Consider the following 19,587-nt stretch of genomic DNA (forward strand, 5'->3'; position numbering starts at 1 on the left):
ATGCGCCGATGGTACTGGAGTCACATCCGGGAGAGTAGGTAGCCGCCAACACCATTCCAACAGCCCCTGTACAGCAATGTGCAGGGGCTGTTTGCGTTTTAGGACGGTTGTTGTAAGTTTAACTGCTCCTTAAGCTGGAGCAGTGGCTGTGGTGAGGGCAGCTGCTGAGTATCCGGACCTGTTTTTCAGCTGTTGAACAGAGGAAGCAGGTGGCGTGTGATGCCAGATGAGATACAGAATCCCTACCACCTGCTTCTTGCCGGTCTGAAAAGTCAGCTGCACCAGCCTCCACAGCCGCTGCTGCTGACTACAGCTTATTAAACAGATTTCCGTCTGGTATACTGACCATTCCCGTGTTTTGAGCGATTGCTGCCTATCAAAGCTATGGCTGCAGCGCTGGCGGCTGCCAGTACCACACCAGAAATGACAGGGTTGATTGTGGCGCGGGTGTAAAGGCTTTTCTGTGTGTGCCCTTCATACGTGCCATGCACTTTACCACCCTTTCCTGGTTTGTGTAATCCTCCTTCTTTATGCCGTGCGGGCTTATCTTTTAGCTGCATCTCCGTCATAAAATTCTGGTTTACCCAGTCTACCACGCCCGGTACAACCTTATTGAGCGTACTCATTAGTTTGGAGGCGCCGCCTACATAAATATCCCGCTTCGGATGCGTAGCTGCATATAAAATCGCGTTGGCTACTTCTTCCGGTTCATAGACCGGAGGCGGAAGGGTAAGCTCCTGGTCTGTGTAGTTTTTTGCATGCTCCGGATACGGTGTGTTTATGCCAGCCGGCTTAATCAGCGTAACAGAAACAGGCGCTTCGTCTTCCTCTAATTCCATGCGTAGCGCATCCGTAAAGCCTTTCACCGCATGTTTGCTCGCCGAATACATGCCCTGTAGCGGAATTGATAAATCCGATAACTCACTACCCAGGTTGATAATGGCACCTCCGCGCTTTTTAAGATGCTTTGCCGCAACAAGTGAACCTGAAACTACTCCCCAGAAGTTTGTGTCAAACAGGCGGCGGTTATCTGCTTCAGTTACCTCTTCCAGTCTTCCATAGATCGAAACACCGGCGTTGTTCACCCACGTGTCGAAGCGGCCAAAACGTTCTATCGCTTTGGTTGCAATTTGCTGCATGTCTTCCTGGCGACCAACATCAGCCACTACATAAATGGCCTGGCCTCCCTCGTTTTGTATCTGCTGCACAATTTTGGCCAGTTCTTCTTTGTTTTCAGAAGCAAGCACCACCTTAGCGCCTTTCCTGGCTGCAGCACGGGCAGTTGCCAGTCCAATTCCACTGGAGGCACCGGTAATCACAATTACTTGTTCCTGAATAGGTTTTAGCGAAACGTTCATATTCATTAAGTTTGTTTTGTATAATGGAAATGTATTCAAATACTGTTAGAGGCTATACGGGAACAACAGCTACCGATGTTGTCCTAAAATAGTTTGAGATGTTCAGCTTGTTGCTAATTGGGGAAGGATATTGCCACCGGGGACAGCGGGAGTGGTGGCAGGGGCAGAAAAAAAATTATGGAGCAGAAGAAATGGTGACAGGAGCAGTAACAAATTTCAAAATATTTTTCCTTTGCACAACTACTTTTTGGCTCAAACAGAGTAGATAATTGCTTATTAGGAAGCTACTATTTACCTTTAGCTATGGGCCTTTTATATCCGTCTTTTTTGTATGCCTTAGCGGCTATTGCTATACCTGTTATTCTGCATCTGGCCCAGCTGCGAAAAGCCAGGCGCGTTGAGTTTAGTAATGTGAAGTTCATCAAAGCTTCCAAAGACATTACGGCGAGCCAGCGTAACCTGAAGGAATTGCTCATTCTGCTGTGCCGTATCCTGTTTGTCATTTTCCTGGTGCTGGCCTTTGCACAACCCTTTATACCTGCTTCCGAATCGTTTTTGCCGGCAGATACATCGCAGGTTGGTATTGTGGTGGATAATTCCTATAGCATGCAGAACACCCGTGAAAAAGAAAATGAGCCGCTTTTGTCCGGTGCAGTCGGACAGGCCCAAACGATCATCGATCTTTTCCCGGCCTCTGCTACTTTTAAGATTTCAACAGCCTCTGGCGCCGGAACTGCTGCCATGGTAGAAGGCAACGCTACGAACGCATTTTTGCAGGGAATTGATTTTTCTTCGAATAAAAACCTGCCATTCAGTGGCGGTAATACGGCTTCGGAGCAGCTTTTCATTATTTCCGATTTTCAGAAAAGCACTTTTCAGCCACAGTCGCTGGCAGCACTGGATTCTACCAGGCAGGTGCACCTGGTGCCGTTAAAAGGGGCAGGTACTGCCAATATCACCATCGATTCCGTTTACCTCGACGATGAGTTTATTCGTCCTGCCGGGGATAATGTGCTGCACATCCGGTTGTACAATGCCGGTGACGAGACTGTGGAAGATTGTGCTGTTAAATTGGTGGTGAACGATAACCAACTGGCTTCGCTGAGCCTGGACCTGCCTCCCAGGCAGGTCACCGAAACCTCCCTGAATTTCAGCCTCATCAGCAAGGGAATAAGCAAAGCGTATGTGCTGGTAGAGGATTATCCGGTAGAGTTCGATAACACGCATTACTTTGTGATGGCGCCGTCGCGGAACATCGATATCGTGGAAATTTCGGATGCTGCGTCCAGTCCGTTGCAGCGCCTGTACCGGAACGAAGCTTTTTTCCGTCCGCAGCTTTACCAGCAGGGTAACCTGGACTATGCGCGTGCTTCGTCTGCAAATATCGTGATCCTGAATGCGGTTAGTACTATCTCTTCCGGCGTAGCGTCTACGTTGGCTGGCTTTGTAAAGGGGGGAGGTACGTTGGTGGTAATACCCGCTGAGAAGGCTGATAACGCCAGCTATTCCGCTTTGTTTGGGAATCTGAATATTCCGGCCAACATAACAGCAACCACAGGCGAGGGGGCTAAAACAGCACTGGCCGTGCCGGATCCGAACAGCCCGTTCTTTAAAAGTATCTTTTCCAATTACGACCCAAAAATGCAGATGCCTGCTGCCACCCGTAAGCTGGTATGGTCCAGGGCAGCGGACGATATTCTCAAGTTCAGGGGAGGCACGCCGTTTCTGTCGCGTTTTGAGCGGGGGAGCGGGCAGGTGTACCTGATGGCCTCACCGCTGGAGGATGCCTATAACGAGCTGCAGAACCATGCGCTATTTGTGCCGGTGATGTACAAAATGGCAATTTCGAGCTACAAACAGGAGCAGCAACTGGCTTATACACTGGATGAAAATACCACGGTAACCATACCGGTCGCTACTCCGGCAAGGCGCGAAGGCATTTACAAACTGGTGCAGGACAGCCTCGAGTATATTCCGGAACAGCAGGTGCGGGGGGGCAGGTTGCTGTTTTCCGTTCCGCCTACTATTGATAAAGCCGGCTTTTATGATCTGCGGCTGAACGATTCTACCCTGACGACCCTGGCCTTCAATTTCGATAAAGAGGAGTCGTTGCTGGAACAGTATTCGCCGGAAGAATTGCGCAGTTTTGTGCCTGAAAAACTCAGGAATGTGCATGTATATAAGTACGGCGATGCCTTTTCGGTAAAAGGTGAGTTCGAAAAACGATTTTTTGGCGTCAAGCTTTGGAAATATTGCCTAATATTGTGTCTGATTTTCTTATTGGCAGAAATAGCGCTTATTAGATTCCTTTAGCATGAAAATACTTCTCCAGGCAGCACGCATCTATTTTCCAGCATCAGCTTATCATTTGCAGCAGCAAAACATATTACTCGAAGATGGTATTGTGACCTACATTGGTGATGAAACGCCCGAGGCCGACCAGACCATTGCCACAGCAGGCTTAAGTGTATCGGCGGGTTGGGTGGATATGTCGGCCTTTGTGGGAGAGCCGGGGCTCGAACAGAAAGAAGACCTGGCCTCTGCGGCAGCAGCTGCGGCGGCAGGCGGCTTTACAGAAGTAGTGTGCCTGCCCAATGTGCAGCCGGTGGTACAGACCAAAGGTGCCGTCAGCTTTATCAAAGACAAATCCGGTCAGCTTCCGGTAACCTTACACCCTGCGGCAGCCGTTACGGTGGATACTGCCGGAAAAGACCTGACCGAAATGATTGACCTGCACCGTGCAGGCGCGGTTGCGTTTACCGACGGAACAAAGCCGCTGCAGGGAGCCGAGGTGCTGGCAAAGGCGCTGCAGTATGTGCAGTTCTTCGACGGATTGCTGATGAACAGGCCCGAGCACAAGCGCCTGACCGAGTACGGACAAATGCACGAAGGCGAAGCCAGCACCAGGCTTGGCATGAAAGGCATTCCGGCCGTAGCCGAAGACGTTATGGTAACCCGCGATCTGCAGCTGCTGGCCTACACCGGCGGACGCCTGCACTTCTCTACCATCTCTACTGCCGCCTCGGTAGAGGCAATCCGGAAGGCGAAGGCAGCCGGCTTACAGGTAACCTGCGATGTGGCTAGCTACCAGGTGTCCTTCACCGACGAAACAATTCAGCCTTTCGATACCAATTACAAAGTGTCGCCCCCGTTCCGGAGCGAAGCGGATGCAGCGGCGTTAAAGCAGGGGCTGCAGGATGGTACTATCGATGCGCTGGTGTCGGCGCACATGCCACACGACCCGGAAGCGAAAAACCTGGAGTTCGACCTGGCCGATTTTGGAATCATTAACCTGGAAACAGCTTTTGCCGCTGCCAACACGGCGCTGGCAGATGTGCTGTCTACCGAGGCCATTGTCGCTAAGTTTACCACTGGTCCACGCGAAATACTGCGTTTGCCTGCGCCCAAACTGGCTGTTGGCGAACCTGCCAATTTCACCTTGTTTGCTCCGGACCAGCCGTGGGTGCCTGCGGTAGCAGAAACGAAGTCCAGGTCCAGGAACAGCCCTTTCTATGGGCAGGAACTTAAAGGCAGGGTTTTGGGCATTATCCATAAAGGACAAGTAGTTCTTAATTAAGCTTTTTATATTTTTATAACTGAACAGGTGCAACACACGACCTTAGCGGGTAAAGAATAATGTTTGATCAGGCAATTGCAAGAGTTGGTATTAAGTATGGTGTATTATGCGGGATAGCTTGTTTTGGCATTTTGCTGCTGGTGTATTTCCTGGGGAATAACCCGCTGGGAAGTGCAGGCCAGGTCAGCTACCTGCCCATTCCCATTTTTATCTTTTTAGGATTGCGGTATTTTAAGCAATTTAACGACACCGAAATTAGCTTTTTTAGAGGCTGGCGGGTAGGCTTTTCTGTTACGTTTTACACGGCTCTTACCACTGCCTTGCTGCTCTTTCTGTTTATCTATACGGTAGGCCCTGATCTTTTAAGAGAAACAATGGAAGAAATGCGGATGATGCTGGAGGCGAACAAGGAAGAACAGATCAGGCTTTTTGGCAAAGAAAATTACGATATGCTGATGGCAGAAAGTAAGAACGTAACTCCAGGCGAAGTTGCAGTTAGCGATTTCTTCCGAAGGCTCTTATTAGGAGGGTTGCTTTCTATTGTAGCTGCCGTTTTTTTCAGAAAGTAAACTAAAGCTTACGTAAAATAATGGACGAAAAACAACCTACCGTTACTTCTGTTGCCTTAATATATGGCTTAGTTGGAGGGCTTTTTGTGGTGCTGTATACTGCCATATTAATGGTGCTGGATATGAGTACCAATAAAATACTTGGTGCTCTCACGTACCTGATACTGATAGCTATATTGTTTATAGCTATGAAACAGTTTAAAAAGGAGAACTTTGGCTATATGTCCTACGGGCAGGGGCTTGGTATCGGAACGCTTGTATCTGCTATTATTGGAATATTAAGCGGTGTGTTTGTGGTTATTTACACAACGTTTATCGACCCTGAACATTTTAATAAAATATTTGAGGAGCAACGGATGGAACTGGAGGACCGGGGAATGAGTGATGCCCAGATTGATGCGGCTCTTTCTATCGGTCAATCGTTGCAGGGGCCGTTTATGACCATCGTCATGAGCATTGTGGGGTATGCATTCATTGGTTTCCTGGTATCACTTGTTATTTCCGCCATCCTGAAAAAAACGCGGCCTGAGTTTGAATAGCAATATGCAATATGCTTATGATATATCGGTAGTGGTGCCGCTTTTTAACGAAGAGGAGTCGCTGCCTGAACTGGTAAACTGGATTAAGCGTGTGATGCACGCCAACGGCTTTTCCTACGAAGTGATTCTGGTGGACGATGGCAGCACCGACCGCTCCTGGGATGTGGTAAACGAACTGAGCGAACAGGATAATACGATCAAAGGCATCAGCTTCAACCGCAACTACGGCAAATCGGCTGCTCTGAACGAGGGCTTCCAGCGGTGTACGGGCGAGGTGGTGATTACCATGGACGCCGACCTGCAGGACAGCCCCGAAGAAATTCCGGCGCTCTACGACATGATCAAGCGCCAGAGGTACGACCTGGTGTCGGGCTGGAAAAAGAAGCGCTACGACCCGGTCAGCAAAACAGTGCCTTCCAAGCTATTTAATGCCGCTACCCGCAAATTATCCGGCATTCAGCTGCATGACTTTAACTGCGGTCTGAAAGCTTACCGGCAGCTGGTGGTAAAAACCATTGAAGTGCATGGCGAGATGCACCGCTATATTCCGGTAATTGCAAAATGGAACGGGTTTACCCGTATTGGCGAGAAGGAAGTACAGCACCAGGAGCGCAAGTACGGTACCACCAAGTTTGGCATCGAGCGCTTTATTTTCGGTTTCCTGGACCTGCTCTCCATCTCGTTTGTATCGCGGTTTAAAAAACGCCCGATGCACTTTTTTGGCACCCTGGGTACTGTCTCGTTTGTAGTTGGTTTCGTGATCACGTTCTGGCTTATTATTCAAAAGGTTTTCCGCCTGTACCCGGAAGGGCGTGTGCGCGATGTGGTAGATCAGCCCCTGTTCTTCCTGGCGTTGGTCGCTGTAATTGTTGGTGTGCAGCTGTTCTTGGCCGGTTTCCTGGCCGAAATGATTTCGCTGGCATCTGCCAAAAAGAACGAATACCTGATCCGCGACAGGGTAGGGATGATAAAATAAGCAATGGCCAGGCGGATCGTACTTGTAGGACCTGCACACCCCTTGCGTGGCGGCGGACTGGCCACGTTTAACGAGCGGCTGGCAAAGGCTTTCCAGGAAGAGGGCGATGAAGTCGAAATTGTGACGTTCAGCCTGCAGTACCCTTCGTTCCTGTTCCCGGGCAAGAGCCAGTACACCGATGAACCTGCTCCAGCAGGGCTGAACATCAAAGTACTCATCAACTCCATCAACCCCCTCAGCTGGTTAAAAGCAGGCAACTACATCCGCAAGCAGAAGCCCGACCTGGTGCTCTTCCGGTACTGGCTGCCGTTTATGGGCCCCTGCTTCGGCACCATTGCCCGCATCATCAGCAGGAACAAACGCAGTCGCATACTGGCTATTACCGATAACGTGGTGCCGCACGAACAGCGTCCGGGTGATGTGCCTTTTACCCGCTATTTCCTGAGCGCCTGCCACGGGTTTATCGCCATGTCGCGTTCGGTGCAGCAGGACCTGGAGCGTTTCGAACCCGACAAGCCAAATGTTTACCTGCCGCACCCGCTGTACGATAACTTTGGAGACCCTGTAACAAAAGCAGAAGCCTGTGCGAAACTCAACCTGGACCCGGAGTACCGTTATATCCTGTTCTTCGGCTTTATCCGTGCCTACAAGGGGTTGGATTTGCTGCTGAAAGCGATGGCGGAGAGTAGGCTGCAGCAGTTACCAAAGCTGAAGCTGCTCGTGGCCGGCGAATTTTACGACGATCCTGCTCCCTACCACCACCTGATCAACGAGCTGAACCTGCAGGCGCAACTGGTGCTGCGTACCGATTTTATTCCGAATGCCGACGTGCGTTACTACTTCAGTGCAGCCGACCTGGTGGTGCAGCCCTATAAACACGCCACGCAGAGCGGCGTGACGCAGGTGGCTTACCATTTCAACAAACCGATGGTGGTAACGAAGGTAGGCGGCCTGGCAGAACTGGTGCCTGACGGGGAAGTAGGCTATGTGGTGGAGCCCGAACCGGAGGCGATAGCAGCAGCTATTGGCAATTTTTTCGCTTCAGCTAATGCTGCTGCATTTGCCCAAAATATACAGACCTATAAAAACCGCTTCAGCTGGAAAACCTTTGTGCAGGAGATATACCAGTTGGCTGCTAAACTGTAAAAGTGAGCCTGAATTTTTCTGCTGCTCCTGCCACCACAGCCTCTGCTCCTGCATTTTCGCAATAATACCAAATAGTAAAAATGATTTTCCATTACGATTCGGCTTTAAGCAGATGTTTCTGCAGCTAGCCCACAAGATCCCTTCGGGATGACAGGAGGGAGAAATGTTTATATGGAAGCGAATAAATATTATTTGGTATAACCATAAAAAAAGCTCCTGCCTTGTGTAAAGCAGGAGCTGTGGGTATGGTGGCAGCAGGAGAAAGCTTTTTACCGGCCAAAATCGTCCTGTACCCGCACAATATCGTCTTCGTTCGATGGGTTTTCTCCGTCGGTATGTTGCCAGATCTCAGCCAACACGCCCCATTCCTTCAGCCCTACCAGGCGGTGACGCTCGCCCTGCTTAAGCGTGATCAGGTCGCCGGGCTTCAGAACTTTGGTTTCGCCTTCCTCGTCGGTATCAGAGGTAACAACGCCGACTGTTCCCTGCACAGCTTTCCAGATCTCGGCACGGCGGTGGTGGTACTGCCACGACAGTCTTTTCTCCGGTGCTACAATGAGTATTTTAGGGCTCAGCTTGCCAGAAATCCGCAGGCTGTCTACCGACAGGCCATCGAAATAGGTATCGGCGAACTGCTGGGCCTGGTCCTCGTTTATCACAAAAAAACCGCCCCATGGCCTTTCCTGGTCCTGCTTGTCAATCTTAAAACCCTGTGCGGTTAAGCGTTCTTCCACTTCTTTAAATAATGCTGCTTTCTCGGTGTCTGTTGTCATGGTTAGGATTTGTTCTGAAATTCAGGATAAGCCGCTGCACAGAGGGCAGCTGGTAAAAAAGTGCGGTAAGATAGAAAATTTACGGGTAAGGCTGAAGAAATTGCCAAAAATTAAACGGAGCAGCAAAGGTAGCAGCAGCTTAAATCTCAAAACAGTCTTTCTGCACCTGCCACCACTCCCTTACCTGCTCATCAAGGATCGCAAACAAAAAAGGACCTGCCACACCCTCAGGCTTAGCAGGTCCTTTTTTTATAGAACCAAAACGGAAGCTGCGCTTACAGCAGATCCACCCCGGTGTAATTATAAGGTGTTATCTGCTTCAGTTCCGCCTTTACAGTATCGTTCACCTCCAGCGTTTCGATAAAGCTACTGATGGTTTTTTCGGTTATCTTTTCGTTCGTGCGGGTCAGGGCTTTCAGTGCTTCGTATGGTTGCGGGTAACCCTCGCGGCGCAATACGGTCTGGATGCCTTCTGCTACTACTGCCCAGTTTTCTTCAAGGTGATGGCGCAGGGCCGCTTCGTTCAGTTCCAGTTTACCGATTCCTTTTTCAAGCGATTTCAATGCAATCAGCAGGTGCGCCAGCGGCACGCCAACGTTGCGCAGTACCGTAGAGTCGGTGAGGTCGCGCTGCAGCCTGGAAATGGGCAGTTTCGCTGACAGGTGCTCCAGCAGGGCGTTGGCGATGCCCAGGTTACCTTCGGCATTCTCGAAATCGATCGGGTTTACTTTATGCGGCATAGCCGAAGAGCCCACTTCACCGGCTTTTATCTTCTGCTTGAAATAACCCATCGATACGTACTGCCACACATCCCTGGAAAAATCGATGAGAATGGTGCTGAGGCGTTTTAAGCCGTCAAAGTAAGCGGCCAGGTTATCGTAATGCTCAATCTGGGTGGTGTACTGGCAGCGTTTCAGGCCGAGTGCCTGCTCCAGGAACCTGTTTCCGAAGGCAGGCCAGTCCACGTCCGGGTAAGCGACGTGGTGGGCATTGAAGTTGCCGGTTGCGCCACCAAATTTGCCCGAGAAAGGCACCTGGCGCAGGAGCTCCAGCTGCTTTTCTAGCCGCTCTGCAAACACCTGTACCTCTTTGCCCAGCCGGGTAGGAGAGGCTGGTTGGCCGTGCGTGTGTGCCAGCATCGGGATGTCCTTCCACTGTTGCGCCAGCTCCTTGAGCTTCTGGTGCAGGCTCTGGAAAGCCGGGGCCACTACGCGTTCATCGGCCTCGCGCAGCGAGAGCGGAATAGCCGTGTTGTTCACGTCCTGCGAAGTAAGCCCGAAATGAATAAACTCCTTGTGCTCGCCCAGCCCCAGTTCGTCAAATTTATCTTTCAGGAAATACTCAACGGCCTTTACATCGTGGTTCGTCACCTTCTCGGTTTCCTTTATTTTAAGGGCATCCTCTTCCGTGAACTGCTCATAAATCTTCCGGAGGTCACCGAAAACAGTTTGCGGAACATCCTTCAGCGAAGGGAGCGGCTGCTCGCAGAGAGCAATAAAATATTCCACCTCTACCAGCACACGGTAGCGTATCAGTCCGAATTCAGAAAAATAGGCAGCCAGGTCAGCTGTTTGCCTGCGGTAGCGCCCATCTACTGGCGATATGGCGGTAAGCGTTGTTAAGTTCATGCCAAAGTTCTTTGCCCAAAGATAAGCAGGAATAGCCAAGTAAGCCAATAACAAAGGGGCTGGTATGCACAAAGCTTCATCTTTTGCCCGTTAAACCCTTAAATTTTGCTTTACTTTGCGCCACAACCGCAGAAACGGTCACAAATTTCGTTACGGTGTTGGCAGTTCTTTTCGGGCACTGAAAAGGCCTGAAATTACAGGAAGCAGCAGCCCATATCAATTATGCTGTTCTGCCGTATGTAGAGGTGGTATAAACGAAACCAGACAACAAAATTTGAGAATTGGCCTGAAGTTTGAGCTTTAGGCCTTGATTACCAGATACTAATAAAATTTTGCTTAAATCGAACAGATATATTTTGAACCCGCGAACGAAAAAACGACTTCTCTGGGGGGCTGGCGGTGTGCTGGCCTTTTTCCTGCTCCTGATTGCCTTGCTGATCATTTTCAGAGCAAGGGTATTGGATTACACGATCGAACAAATTGTAGAAAAAGTAGAGAACCGCTATCCCGGCGATTTTAATGTTGGCAAAGCGGAGTTTGTAGACCTGAATTCCGTCGTGCTGAGCGACCTCTATTTTGTACCCGACAACCGCGACACCCTCTTCACTACCGACAGCGTGTATGCCGCCATCAGCGTACGCTCTATTTTTAAAGGACGGATCGTGTTTAAACGCCTCGATGTGGCGAATGCCTACCTGACTGCACGCAAAAATGGTGATCAGGATAACTTCTCCTTCCTGTTCCGCAAGAATGCGCAAACCCCTTCCGATACCACCCGGACTTCCCGCAACTACGGCGAGCTCCTGAACCGGCTGATCGAAACAGCGTTCGACAACGTGCCCGACCAGGTGGACTTCCGGAACCTGAACGTGTCGTTTAAGTCACGCACCCGAACCATCGACATGAAGATGCCTTATCTGACGATCGAAGATGGGGAGATCGATTCCCGGATGTCTGTCCTGACCGACTCGCTGCTGAACAACATGCGCGTGCACGGCACCATCGACCCCCGGAAATACAGGATTGCGGGTAGTTTGTATGCAACGGATAAGCAGGGGATACGACTGCCGTATATAGAGGAAAAATTTAACGGAACTGTTGCCTTCGATACGCTGCACCTGAGCCTGACGGACAAGCAGTTCCGCCGCGAAAGGCTCACCATCAAAGGCAGGGCAAGGGCCAAAAACCTGGTGCTTCACCACGCCAAAATTGCCGACGAGGATGTGCTGGTAAAGGATAGTGCCGTGGATTATGCGCTAACCATCGGGCCAAATTATTATTCTGTGGATGAAGAAACGGTTGTCAGGATAAACAAAGCGGTAGCCAACCTGCATGCTGTTTACCAGAATCCGCCATCCGAAGCGCCTTCCCAAAAAGCTAAAACCACCAAAAAAACAGCTGCTGCCGGCAAAGACGAGGAGAGCCGGGAGCCTGACGTTACCCGGATTTACGATCTTAAGGTGCAGACAAAAGCTATCCCTGCCAATGATTTTTTCGAGTCGTTGCCAGCCGGATTGTTTGAGAACCTGGAAGGGATACGCGCCGAGGGTACGCTGCAGTATAAGCTGAACTTCCATGTAAACATGGATAGCATTGACCGCGTGAAATTCGATTCGGACCTGGATGCTTCCAAAGACTTTAAGATCGTGGAATACGGTAATACCAATCTTGAAAAAATAAAAGGACAGTTTGAGCATACTGTTTATGAGTATGGTAAACCTGTCCGGACGTTTATGGTGGGACCGTCCAATCCGTTTTACAGCCCTATCAGCCAGATATCGCCTCTCCTGCGCGATGCAATCCTTACCGCCGAGGATGCAGGCTTTTACCGCCACAATGGTTTCCACGAAGAGGCTTTCCGGCAGGCAATTGCCGCCAATCTGAAAAAGAACGATTTCGTGCGCGGAGGCAGTACCATCTCGATGCAGCTCGTGAAAAACGTGTTCCTGACGCGCAAGAAAACAGTAGCCCGTAAGGTAGAGGAAGCCATTATTGTATGGCTGATCGAGAACCAGGACCTGGTATCCAAGAACCGGATGTTTGAGGTGTACCTGAACATTATTGAATGGGGACCCAACGTGTATGGCGCCAAAGATGCCTCCCGCTTCTACTTCGGCAAGCAGCCATCTGAACTCACACTGGCCGAAGCCATCTTCCTGACCAGCATCATCCCGAGTCCTAAAAAGTACCGGTCGTCTTTCGACAGCTATGGCAACCTGCGGAGCTGGAAAGGCGGTTACTTCAGGCTGATTGCCGGCATTATGCTCCGCCGGGGCAAAATCACGCAGGAAGAATACGATAACCTGACGCCGAATGTGCAACTCTATGGCCGCGCCCGCGACCTGATTGTAACCGAAAAGCTACCCGAAGGAGAAGAGGAGGAAGAGGAACCGGAATACGAGCTAAAACCAATCGACATGCTCGGCTTCTAGTACAGGCAAAACATTGAAAAGAACGGTCTCATGTCAGCATTTGACGGAGACCGTTCTGCTTTGAAGGGGAGCAGAGGCAGTGGTGGCAGGTGCAGAAAGGTTTTTTATGGCAATACAAGCCGAAGCGCTCCTGCCTGTCATGGAAATTTATACCAGCTTTGTCTTACCTTTGCACCTCATCCGGATACACCGTCATAATTGAAAAAGTCCGAACGTTTGCCCCCGCTCAGTTTCAGTAGATTGACTAACCTGCTAGCCCGTGCCGGTTTTGATTGGTTTCTGCTGGCCCTAATCGGTGTGATTGTGCTGGCATCCCAGTGGCCTGAAGTGGGGGTGCAGGAAGAGCCGGTATCGCTGAGCGAAATCGCCGGTTACGGCGTTACCCTCATTTTCTTTTTCTACGGTTTGCGCCTGAACCCGCGGAAGTTGCGGGAAGGCCTGGGCAACTGGCGTTTGCATCTGGTGGTGCACCTGGCTACCTTCGTTATTTTCCCGCTGCTGCTGCTTGCTGTTAAACCGCTTATTTCAGGTGAACGAAACCAGTTGCTGTGGCTGGGGGCCTTTTACCTGGCTGCACTACCCTCCACAGTCTCTTCTTCTGTTGTAATGGTCTCGATTGCCGGCGGTAATATGCTGGCCGCTATCTTTAATGCCAGCATCTCCAGTTTGCTTGGCGTTTTTATCACACCGCTCTGGATGGGGCTGTTTTTGGCCACCAGCTCCGGCGATTACGACATTTCCGTTATCATTGCCAAACTGATGCTGCAGGTGCTGGCCCCGGTACTTTTGGGGCTGTTGCTGAACAAGCGATTGGGTACGTTTGCGGAGAAATACCGGAAGCAGATGCGCTATTTCGACCAGGTGGTGATCCTGCTGATCGTGTACACATCCTTCTGCGAGTCCTTTGCCCTGAACATGTTCGAAGGCTACAGCAGCGGCGATATATTAAAACTGGCAGGCCTGATGGTGGGGCTGTTCTTCCTGGTGTACCTGATCATTTACGGCATCAGCAGGCTCCTCAACTTTAACCGCGAAGACCGGATTGCCGCCTTGTTCTGCGGCTCCAAAAAGTCGCTGGTGCAGGGCACGGTGATGTCGAAGGTGCTGTTTCCGGATGCTACTATAATAGGCGTTGTACTGCTTCCCATCATGCTCTACCACGCCCTGCAGCTGATAGCAGCCAGCATCATAGCCCAAGCCATGGCCCGTAAAGCCGGGGGGGAGTAATGTGCTAATTTTTTAATGTGCTGATGGGTTAATTGTTGATGGATAAAAAGCATACTGCTCCAGCCACCACAGCCACTGCTCCTTTGTCTGAACCGTTGATGGCAGGATGGAATGATGGGTGTGATTTTATGTTTGTCTGAATCAGGATTTACAGAATTTTATGATTTTCAGAATTACAACCATTTAACAATTTAGCCATTCAACCATTCAGCCATTAACCCATCAGCACATTAAAAAATTAGCACATTAAAATTTTGTACTTTTGTTGTACCTGCCGCAACCCGGGACAAATGAAAGAAGAGTTTCTGCATTACATCTGGCAACACCAGTATTTTGATAAAACGGACCTCCTGACGGTGGAGGGGGAGCCGTTGCTGGTGCTGAAGGTGGGCTATTACAACACCGATGCAGGCCCCGATTTTAAGGAAGCGCTCCTGAAGATAGGTGAGGTGGAATGGTCGGGCAGCGTGGAAATTCACCTGAAAGCTTCTGACTGGCAGCGGCACCAGCACCAGGCCGACCCGAAATACGACCAGGTGGTGCTGCATGTGGTGTGGCAGGCAGATGTGCCGGTGCAGCGCACCGACGGCTCTCTCATCCCGGCACTCGTGCTTCAGGACCGGGTGTCGCCCCACCTGCTGCAGACCTACGAAAAGTTGCAGCAGCAGCGCGCGCCAATACCCTGTGCCGGCTTCTGGCCCAGCGTGCCGGACATTACCAAGACCATGATGCTGGAGCGGGCACTGGTGGAGCGGCTGGAGCAGAAAGGGAAGGAGGTGCTGCAAAACTTCAGCCACCAGGGCAACGATTGGGAACAGACGGCCTACCAGCTGCTCTGCAAAGGCTTCGGGTTTAAAACAAACCAGGATGCCTTCGAACAACTGGCCCGCGCGCTGCCGCTGACTGTGGTGCGGAAGCACCGGCAGTCGCTTTTCCAGGTGGAGGCATTGCTGTTCGGGCAGGCAGGCTTTTTAACCGAGGCAGACGATGCTTATGCAAGTCAACTGGCAAAAGAATACACGTTCCTGCGCCATAAGTACTCCCTGCAGCCCGATGCCATGCAGCGGCACCAGTGGAACTTCCTGCGCATGCGCCCCGCTAACTTTCCTACGTTACGGCTGGCACAGCTGGCGGCGGTGCTGGCAAGCTCCGGGCCTTTGTTTTCCAGGTTATCCGAAGCCGGCACGGTAAAGGAGTTTGAAGCGCTGTTTAGGATGCCCATGTCGGCTTACTGGCAGCAGCATTACATGTTTGGAAGAGAAACTGCCGCAACGCAGCAAAGCATAGGCAGGAGCAGCGCCCACAACCTGATCATTAACGTAGCGGTGCCGTTACTGGCAGCGTATGCACACTACACACAACACCGCGAGTACCTGGAGCGGGCAGTCGGGCTGCTCGAGCAGCTGAAAGAGACCTCGAACAACGTGACGCGCCTGTACGAGGAGCTGGGCTGGAAGGCCCTTTCTGCGGCAGATAACCAGGCTGCTTTGGGGCTGTATAAGCGCTATTGTCAGCCTGTCAAGTGCCTGCACTGTGGTGTAGGAAACAAAATTCTGAAACAAAACCTTGCTGCCCTTTGAGTCTGCTGTTTACTCTTTTTAACTTGTTGGTGCTGGCGGGGCTGAGCCTGGCGTTAAAAAAACAATCCTGGAGCGGCATGCTCGGGCGCTGGTTCTATCCTGCTTTATTGTTTAAGATGCTGGCTGGTCTGCTGCTGGGGCTGCTCTACCAGCACCACTATGGTTCCGGCGACACCCTGACCTATTTTAATGGTGCACAGCGCCTAACGGCTTATTTTTACGAAAACCCTGCAGGATATTTCAGAATCCTGTTTTTGAATGAGTTCGAGACGGAGGCGCTGCAGGCTAGTCTGCCATTTGCGCGATTCGCTTTTTTCTCCAATTCCTTTTTCCTGATAAAAATTGTAAGCCTGCTCAACCTGCTCACCGGAAGCTCCTATTACCTCATAAGCCTTTGGTTCTCCTTGTTCAGCTTCTGGGGCGCAGCCCGGTTAGCCGCTACGCTGGCAAAATATTTTCCCGGTACACGCGCTGCTGCTATCCTCGCTTTCCTGTTCTTCCCCTCGGTGGTTTTCTGGAGTTCGGGCCTGCTCAAAGATAGCGTGATGATGGGCAGCATGTGCTGGGTAGTGGCTTTTGCGATAGCCAGGGTGCATGGGCAACCGCTCAGGCTCCCGGAACTGCTGCTGGTGCTGCCCATGCTGTACCTCTTCGTGCGCATCAAGCTTTTTTTAGCAGCGGTTTTACTGCCTGTCCTGCTGGTGTATTACCTTCTCCGGAAGCTTTCGCGAAGTGTTGCGGCACTGGCTGATGTAAAGGTGCAGGCAGGGGTGCTGGTAATAGTGGTGGGAATAGCAGGTATTGCGGCATGGCAGTTGTTTGACCGCTTAATGCCGAACTACCTGGTCCGGCAGGTGGTCTTTGCGCACAACAAGCTCCTGGAGCAGTCGCTGCACGGGCCGCACATTACCTATAGTCAGCTGGAGCCAACGCTGGAGAGTATATTGCTAAATTCACCGGAAGCCTTTTTCAGTGCCGTGTACCGTCCTTTTATCGGGGAAGCGTGGCAGCCGCTGTATGTAGCTATCGGATTGGAAAACCTGGTTCTGCTTGTGCTTACGGCGCTGCTGCTGGCTTCGTGGCTGGTTAGAAAACAAAGGCTGGAGCTTCCGCTGCTATATGTAGGTTTTGTCCTGTACATCGCAGTGGCAGGCGTATTAATCGGCCTGAGTACACCCAATTTCGGTTCGCTCAGCCGCTACCGGATCGCGTTCCTGCCTTTCCTGGTTTACCTGCTATTGCAGAGTTATTATGTGCAACTGTTTATCAGGAAGGTTAAAGCCAGACTCTTTCAGCGGTCCTTTTAAACTCCCTGCCTTCTTCGTACCTTTGCACCCTAATTTTAGAAATAACTATGCAAAACCCCGTCATAATTCTTGGTGCCCAGCAGTTGGGCACGGCAGCACTCGATATTTTTTCCAGTAACGATGTAGTAGTTTACTGTTTCCTGGACGATAGCGGTAAACTGCAGCAAACGGAGGTAAACAATGTATCGGTCATGAGCAGCACCGAAGACAGCGAATTCCTGAAGCTGATTGGCAAGAAGTGCGATGTATTTGTGGCCGCAGAAGATACGGCTGCCCGCAAAAGCCTTGTCAAGATGCTGAAGGAGGAGTATAAGGTGGTGCCGGTAAATGCCATCCACCGTTTCAGTGCTGTGTCGGAACACGCCTGGCTAGGGCATGGCAACATGATCGGGGCTGGCGCTATTGTCAACAACAACAGCAAAATCGGGAGCAACTGCCTGATACAATCCAGGGCCTTGGTAGATGCCTACGCTGAAATTGGCGACTTTGTACAGGTAGGTGCAGGGGCCGTGATTAACTCAGAAGTGGTCGTAGAAGAAGGCGCCTTCATCGGTTCCGGTGCCGTTGTGGTGGCTGGCGTGAAAATAGGCAAAAACGCCCGGGTTGGTGCCGGTTCTGTGGTAGTAGCCGATGTTCCTGCCAAAGCTACGGTGTTCGGTAATCCGGCAGCACCGGTGAAGTAAACTTTTCAGTTTACACTGTTGTTGAGCTGTTATCTAAATAACAAAATAATGAATATAAAAACCAGACTTCTAATAATCTTGTTTTTAGCCATTTCTACAATTGGTATCAGTCAGGATTATAAGAAAGAGATTAAAAGCCAGTTTTTAGATTATAACAATCTAATTATCAATAAGGATTTTGATAAATCAATGGAATTTATGCCAGAGGAATTCTTTGAGATAGTTCCTAAGGATCAAATGGTTCTAATTATGGAAAAGACATTCAGTAATCCTGAAATGGAATTTGAACTTAAAAGTCCAAAGATTACTGAAATCTCTGATACTGAAAAAATTGGTGATAAGTATTATTCCTTAATGAGCTATTCAAGTCTAATGAAGATGAAGTTCATTGATATAAACTTGGAGGAAGAAACAGAAACCGAACACAAGCTGCGAATGAACATGATTAAACTATCTTTTGAAGAAGCTTTTGGTTCAAACAACGTGAAGTATGATGAGAAAGCAGAAGCTTTTGAGATAAATGCTCAAAAACAGGCTTATGCAATTTCAAAAAATGGAAAAACAGATTGGAAATTTCTTGTGATCGAGAAAAAGCAAAAGTTTATTTTAGATAAGTTATTGCCTAAACAATTGGCGGACAAGATATAACAATAAAACAATTTAACCATTTAACACTTAGCCGAAACTAAGCCGTTATGAACAAACCTTATAGCATTTTACTGTACTACTGCTACACACCGATAGCAGATCCGGAAGCTTTCCGGGAGGAGCACCACCTGTTTTGCCTGGAGCTGAATATGCTGGGCCGCATCATAGTTTCAAAAGAAGGACTGAACGGTACAGTTTCCGGTCTGAAGGAAGACTGCGAAAAGTACATGCAGACGCTCAAAGCGGACCCTCGTTTCTCCAACATCGATTTTAAAGTGGATGCCTCGGAGGAGCATGCCTTCACGAAGCTGCATGTACGTACCAAAGCCGAAATTGTACATTCCGGCCTGCTGCACATCAACCCGAATGTACGCACCGGTATCCATCTGACGCCGAAAGAATTCCGGGAGATGAAAGACCAGCAGGATGTCGTGGTACTGGACGTACGCTCGGATTACGAGTATAGCCTGGGCCGTTTCAAAAATGCTGTGACGCTTAATATCGAGAATTTCCGTGAATTTCCGGAGAAGGTAGACGAGCTGAAGGAGAAGTATAAAGATAAAAAAATACTGACCTATTGCACCGGCGGCATCAAGTGCGAAAAAGCCAGCGCTTTCCTGCTGGAGCAGGGCTTCGAGAATGTGTACCAGCTGCATGGCGGCATCATTAAATACGGCATGGAAGCCGGCGGCGAAGACTTCGAAGGCAAGTGCTATGTATTCGACAACCGCGTAGCCGTAGATGTGAACAAAGTTAACCCAACTGTAATTTCTACCTGCCACGTGTGCGGCACCAACAGCGACCGCATGGTAAACTGTGCCAACCCGGTGTGTAACCTGCACGTGCCTATCTGCGAAAAGTGCGGCGTTGAGATGGAAGGCGCCTGCTCAGCGGAATGTAAAGAGCACCCGGAAAAGCGGCCTTACGACGGCACCGGCTATTACCAGAAAGAACTGAACGGCTACAATCCCCTGAAAGGGTTTAACCGCCGCAAAACAAAGCAGGTAACGGAATAACCACCTGACCAGCATCAGAAGAAGCGTGAGCCCTAAAGCCACGCTTTTTTTGTACTTTTTACTCTCAAAATTTATATTCATGCGTAGGAGGGAGTAGATGATAAAAAGACTATATTCCCAAAACCAAC

At 50.2% G+C, this 19,587-nt stretch carries 16 protein-coding genes; 13 read left to right on the forward strand and 3 right to left on the reverse strand.

Annotation, left to right across the window (positions count from 1 at the left end; translation table 11 throughout):
* Positions 1-317: 317 nt before the first annotated feature.
* Positions 318-1,358, reverse strand: a complete 1,041-nt coding sequence (locus tag DCW36_RS04005; protein ID WP_114783170.1) for an SDR family oxidoreductase — start codon at positions 1,356-1,358, stop codon at positions 318-320.
* Between the two features lie 303 nt (positions 1,359-1,661).
* Here DCW36_RS04005 and DCW36_RS04010 point away from each other — a divergent pair, with 303 nt between their 5' ends.
* Genes DCW36_RS04010 through DCW36_RS04035 form a run of 6 tightly spaced genes read left to right on the forward strand, consistent with a single transcriptional unit; the run spans position 1,662 to position 8,165 of the window.
* Complete coding sequence (locus DCW36_RS04010) at positions 1,662-3,671, forward strand: BatA domain-containing protein (protein ID WP_114783123.1); 2,010 nt, start codon at positions 1,662-1,664, stop codon at positions 3,669-3,671.
* Between the two features lies 1 nt (position 3,672).
* Positions 3,673-4,935 (forward strand): dihydroorotase, encoded by a 1,263-nt coding sequence (locus DCW36_RS04015; protein ID WP_114783124.1) that lies wholly within the window; start codon positions 3,673-3,675, stop codon positions 4,933-4,935.
* Between the two features lie 59 nt (positions 4,936-4,994).
* On the forward strand, positions 4,995-5,504 hold the full coding sequence (locus tag DCW36_RS04020) for a DUF4199 domain-containing protein (protein WP_114783125.1): 510 nt from the start codon (positions 4,995-4,997) through the stop codon (positions 5,502-5,504).
* 20 nt (positions 5,505-5,524) lie between these two features.
* Positions 5,525-6,043 (forward strand): DUF4199 domain-containing protein, encoded by a 519-nt coding sequence (locus DCW36_RS04025; RefSeq protein WP_114783126.1) that lies wholly within the window; start codon positions 5,525-5,527, stop codon positions 6,041-6,043.
* A 4-nt stretch (positions 6,044-6,047) separates the two neighbouring features.
* Positions 6,048-7,019 (forward strand): glycosyltransferase family 2 protein, encoded by a 972-nt coding sequence (locus DCW36_RS04030; RefSeq protein WP_114783127.1) that lies wholly within the window; start codon positions 6,048-6,050, stop codon positions 7,017-7,019.
* A 3-nt stretch (positions 7,020-7,022) separates the two neighbouring features.
* Positions 7,023-8,165, forward strand: coding sequence for a glycosyltransferase (locus tag DCW36_RS04035; RefSeq protein WP_114783128.1), 1,143 nt, complete (start codon positions 7,023-7,025; stop codon positions 8,163-8,165).
* A gap of 269 nt (positions 8,166-8,434) precedes the next feature.
* Here DCW36_RS04035 and DCW36_RS04040 read toward each other — a convergent pair whose 3' ends face one another.
* Both DCW36_RS04040 and purB read right to left on the reverse strand, forming a co-directional pair.
* Complete coding sequence (locus tag DCW36_RS04040) at positions 8,435-8,938, reverse strand: cupin domain-containing protein (protein ID WP_114783129.1); 504 nt, start codon at positions 8,936-8,938, stop codon at positions 8,435-8,437.
* 275 nt (positions 8,939-9,213) lie between these two features.
* On the reverse strand, positions 9,214-10,566 hold the full coding sequence (purB, locus tag DCW36_RS04045) for an adenylosuccinate lyase (RefSeq protein ID WP_114783130.1): 1,353 nt from the start codon (positions 10,564-10,566) through the stop codon (positions 9,214-9,216).
* A 356-nt stretch (positions 10,567-10,922) separates the two neighbouring features.
* Between purB and DCW36_RS04050 the strand changes: the two genes are divergently transcribed.
* From DCW36_RS04050 to trhO, 7 genes are all read left to right on the forward strand, one after another.
* Complete coding sequence (locus DCW36_RS04050; RefSeq protein WP_114783131.1) at positions 10,923-12,998, forward strand: biosynthetic peptidoglycan transglycosylase; 2,076 nt, start codon at positions 10,923-10,925, stop codon at positions 12,996-12,998.
* 240 nt (positions 12,999-13,238) lie between these two features.
* Positions 13,239-14,225 (forward strand): bile acid:sodium symporter family protein, encoded by a 987-nt coding sequence (locus DCW36_RS04055; RefSeq protein WP_205702868.1) that lies wholly within the window; start codon positions 13,239-13,241, stop codon positions 14,223-14,225.
* A gap of 290 nt (positions 14,226-14,515) precedes the next feature.
* Complete coding sequence (locus DCW36_RS04060; protein WP_114783132.1) at positions 14,516-15,805, forward strand: DUF2851 family protein; 1,290 nt, start codon at positions 14,516-14,518, stop codon at positions 15,803-15,805.
* The gene (locus DCW36_RS04065) at positions 15,802-17,112 is read left to right on the forward strand and encodes a hypothetical protein (RefSeq protein ID WP_125185452.1); all 1,311 of its coding nucleotides are present in this window, start codon (positions 15,802-15,804) and stop codon (positions 17,110-17,112) included. Before DCW36_RS04060 ends, DCW36_RS04065 begins: the two co-directional genes overlap by 4 nt.
* Positions 17,113-17,159: 47 nt before the next feature.
* Positions 17,160-17,795, forward strand: a complete 636-nt coding sequence (locus DCW36_RS04070; protein ID WP_114783134.1) for a NeuD/PglB/VioB family sugar acetyltransferase — start codon at positions 17,160-17,162, stop codon at positions 17,793-17,795.
* A 48-nt stretch (positions 17,796-17,843) separates the two neighbouring features.
* Positions 17,844-18,443: a hypothetical protein gene (locus tag DCW36_RS04075; RefSeq protein ID WP_114783135.1), complete on the forward strand. Its 600-nt coding sequence runs from the start codon at positions 17,844-17,846 to the stop codon at positions 18,441-18,443.
* 47 nt (positions 18,444-18,490) lie between these two features.
* Positions 18,491-19,459, forward strand: coding sequence for an oxygen-dependent tRNA uridine(34) hydroxylase TrhO (trhO, locus tag DCW36_RS04080; protein ID WP_114783136.1), 969 nt, complete (start codon positions 18,491-18,493; stop codon positions 19,457-19,459).
* The last annotated feature ends 128 nt before the right edge of the window (positions 19,460-19,587 follow it).

The sequence above is a fragment of the Botryobacter ruber genome (genome assembly GCF_003347595.2).
GTDB classification, from domain to species: Bacteria; Bacteroidota; Bacteroidia; order Cytophagales; family Hymenobacteraceae; genus Pontibacter; species Pontibacter ruber_A.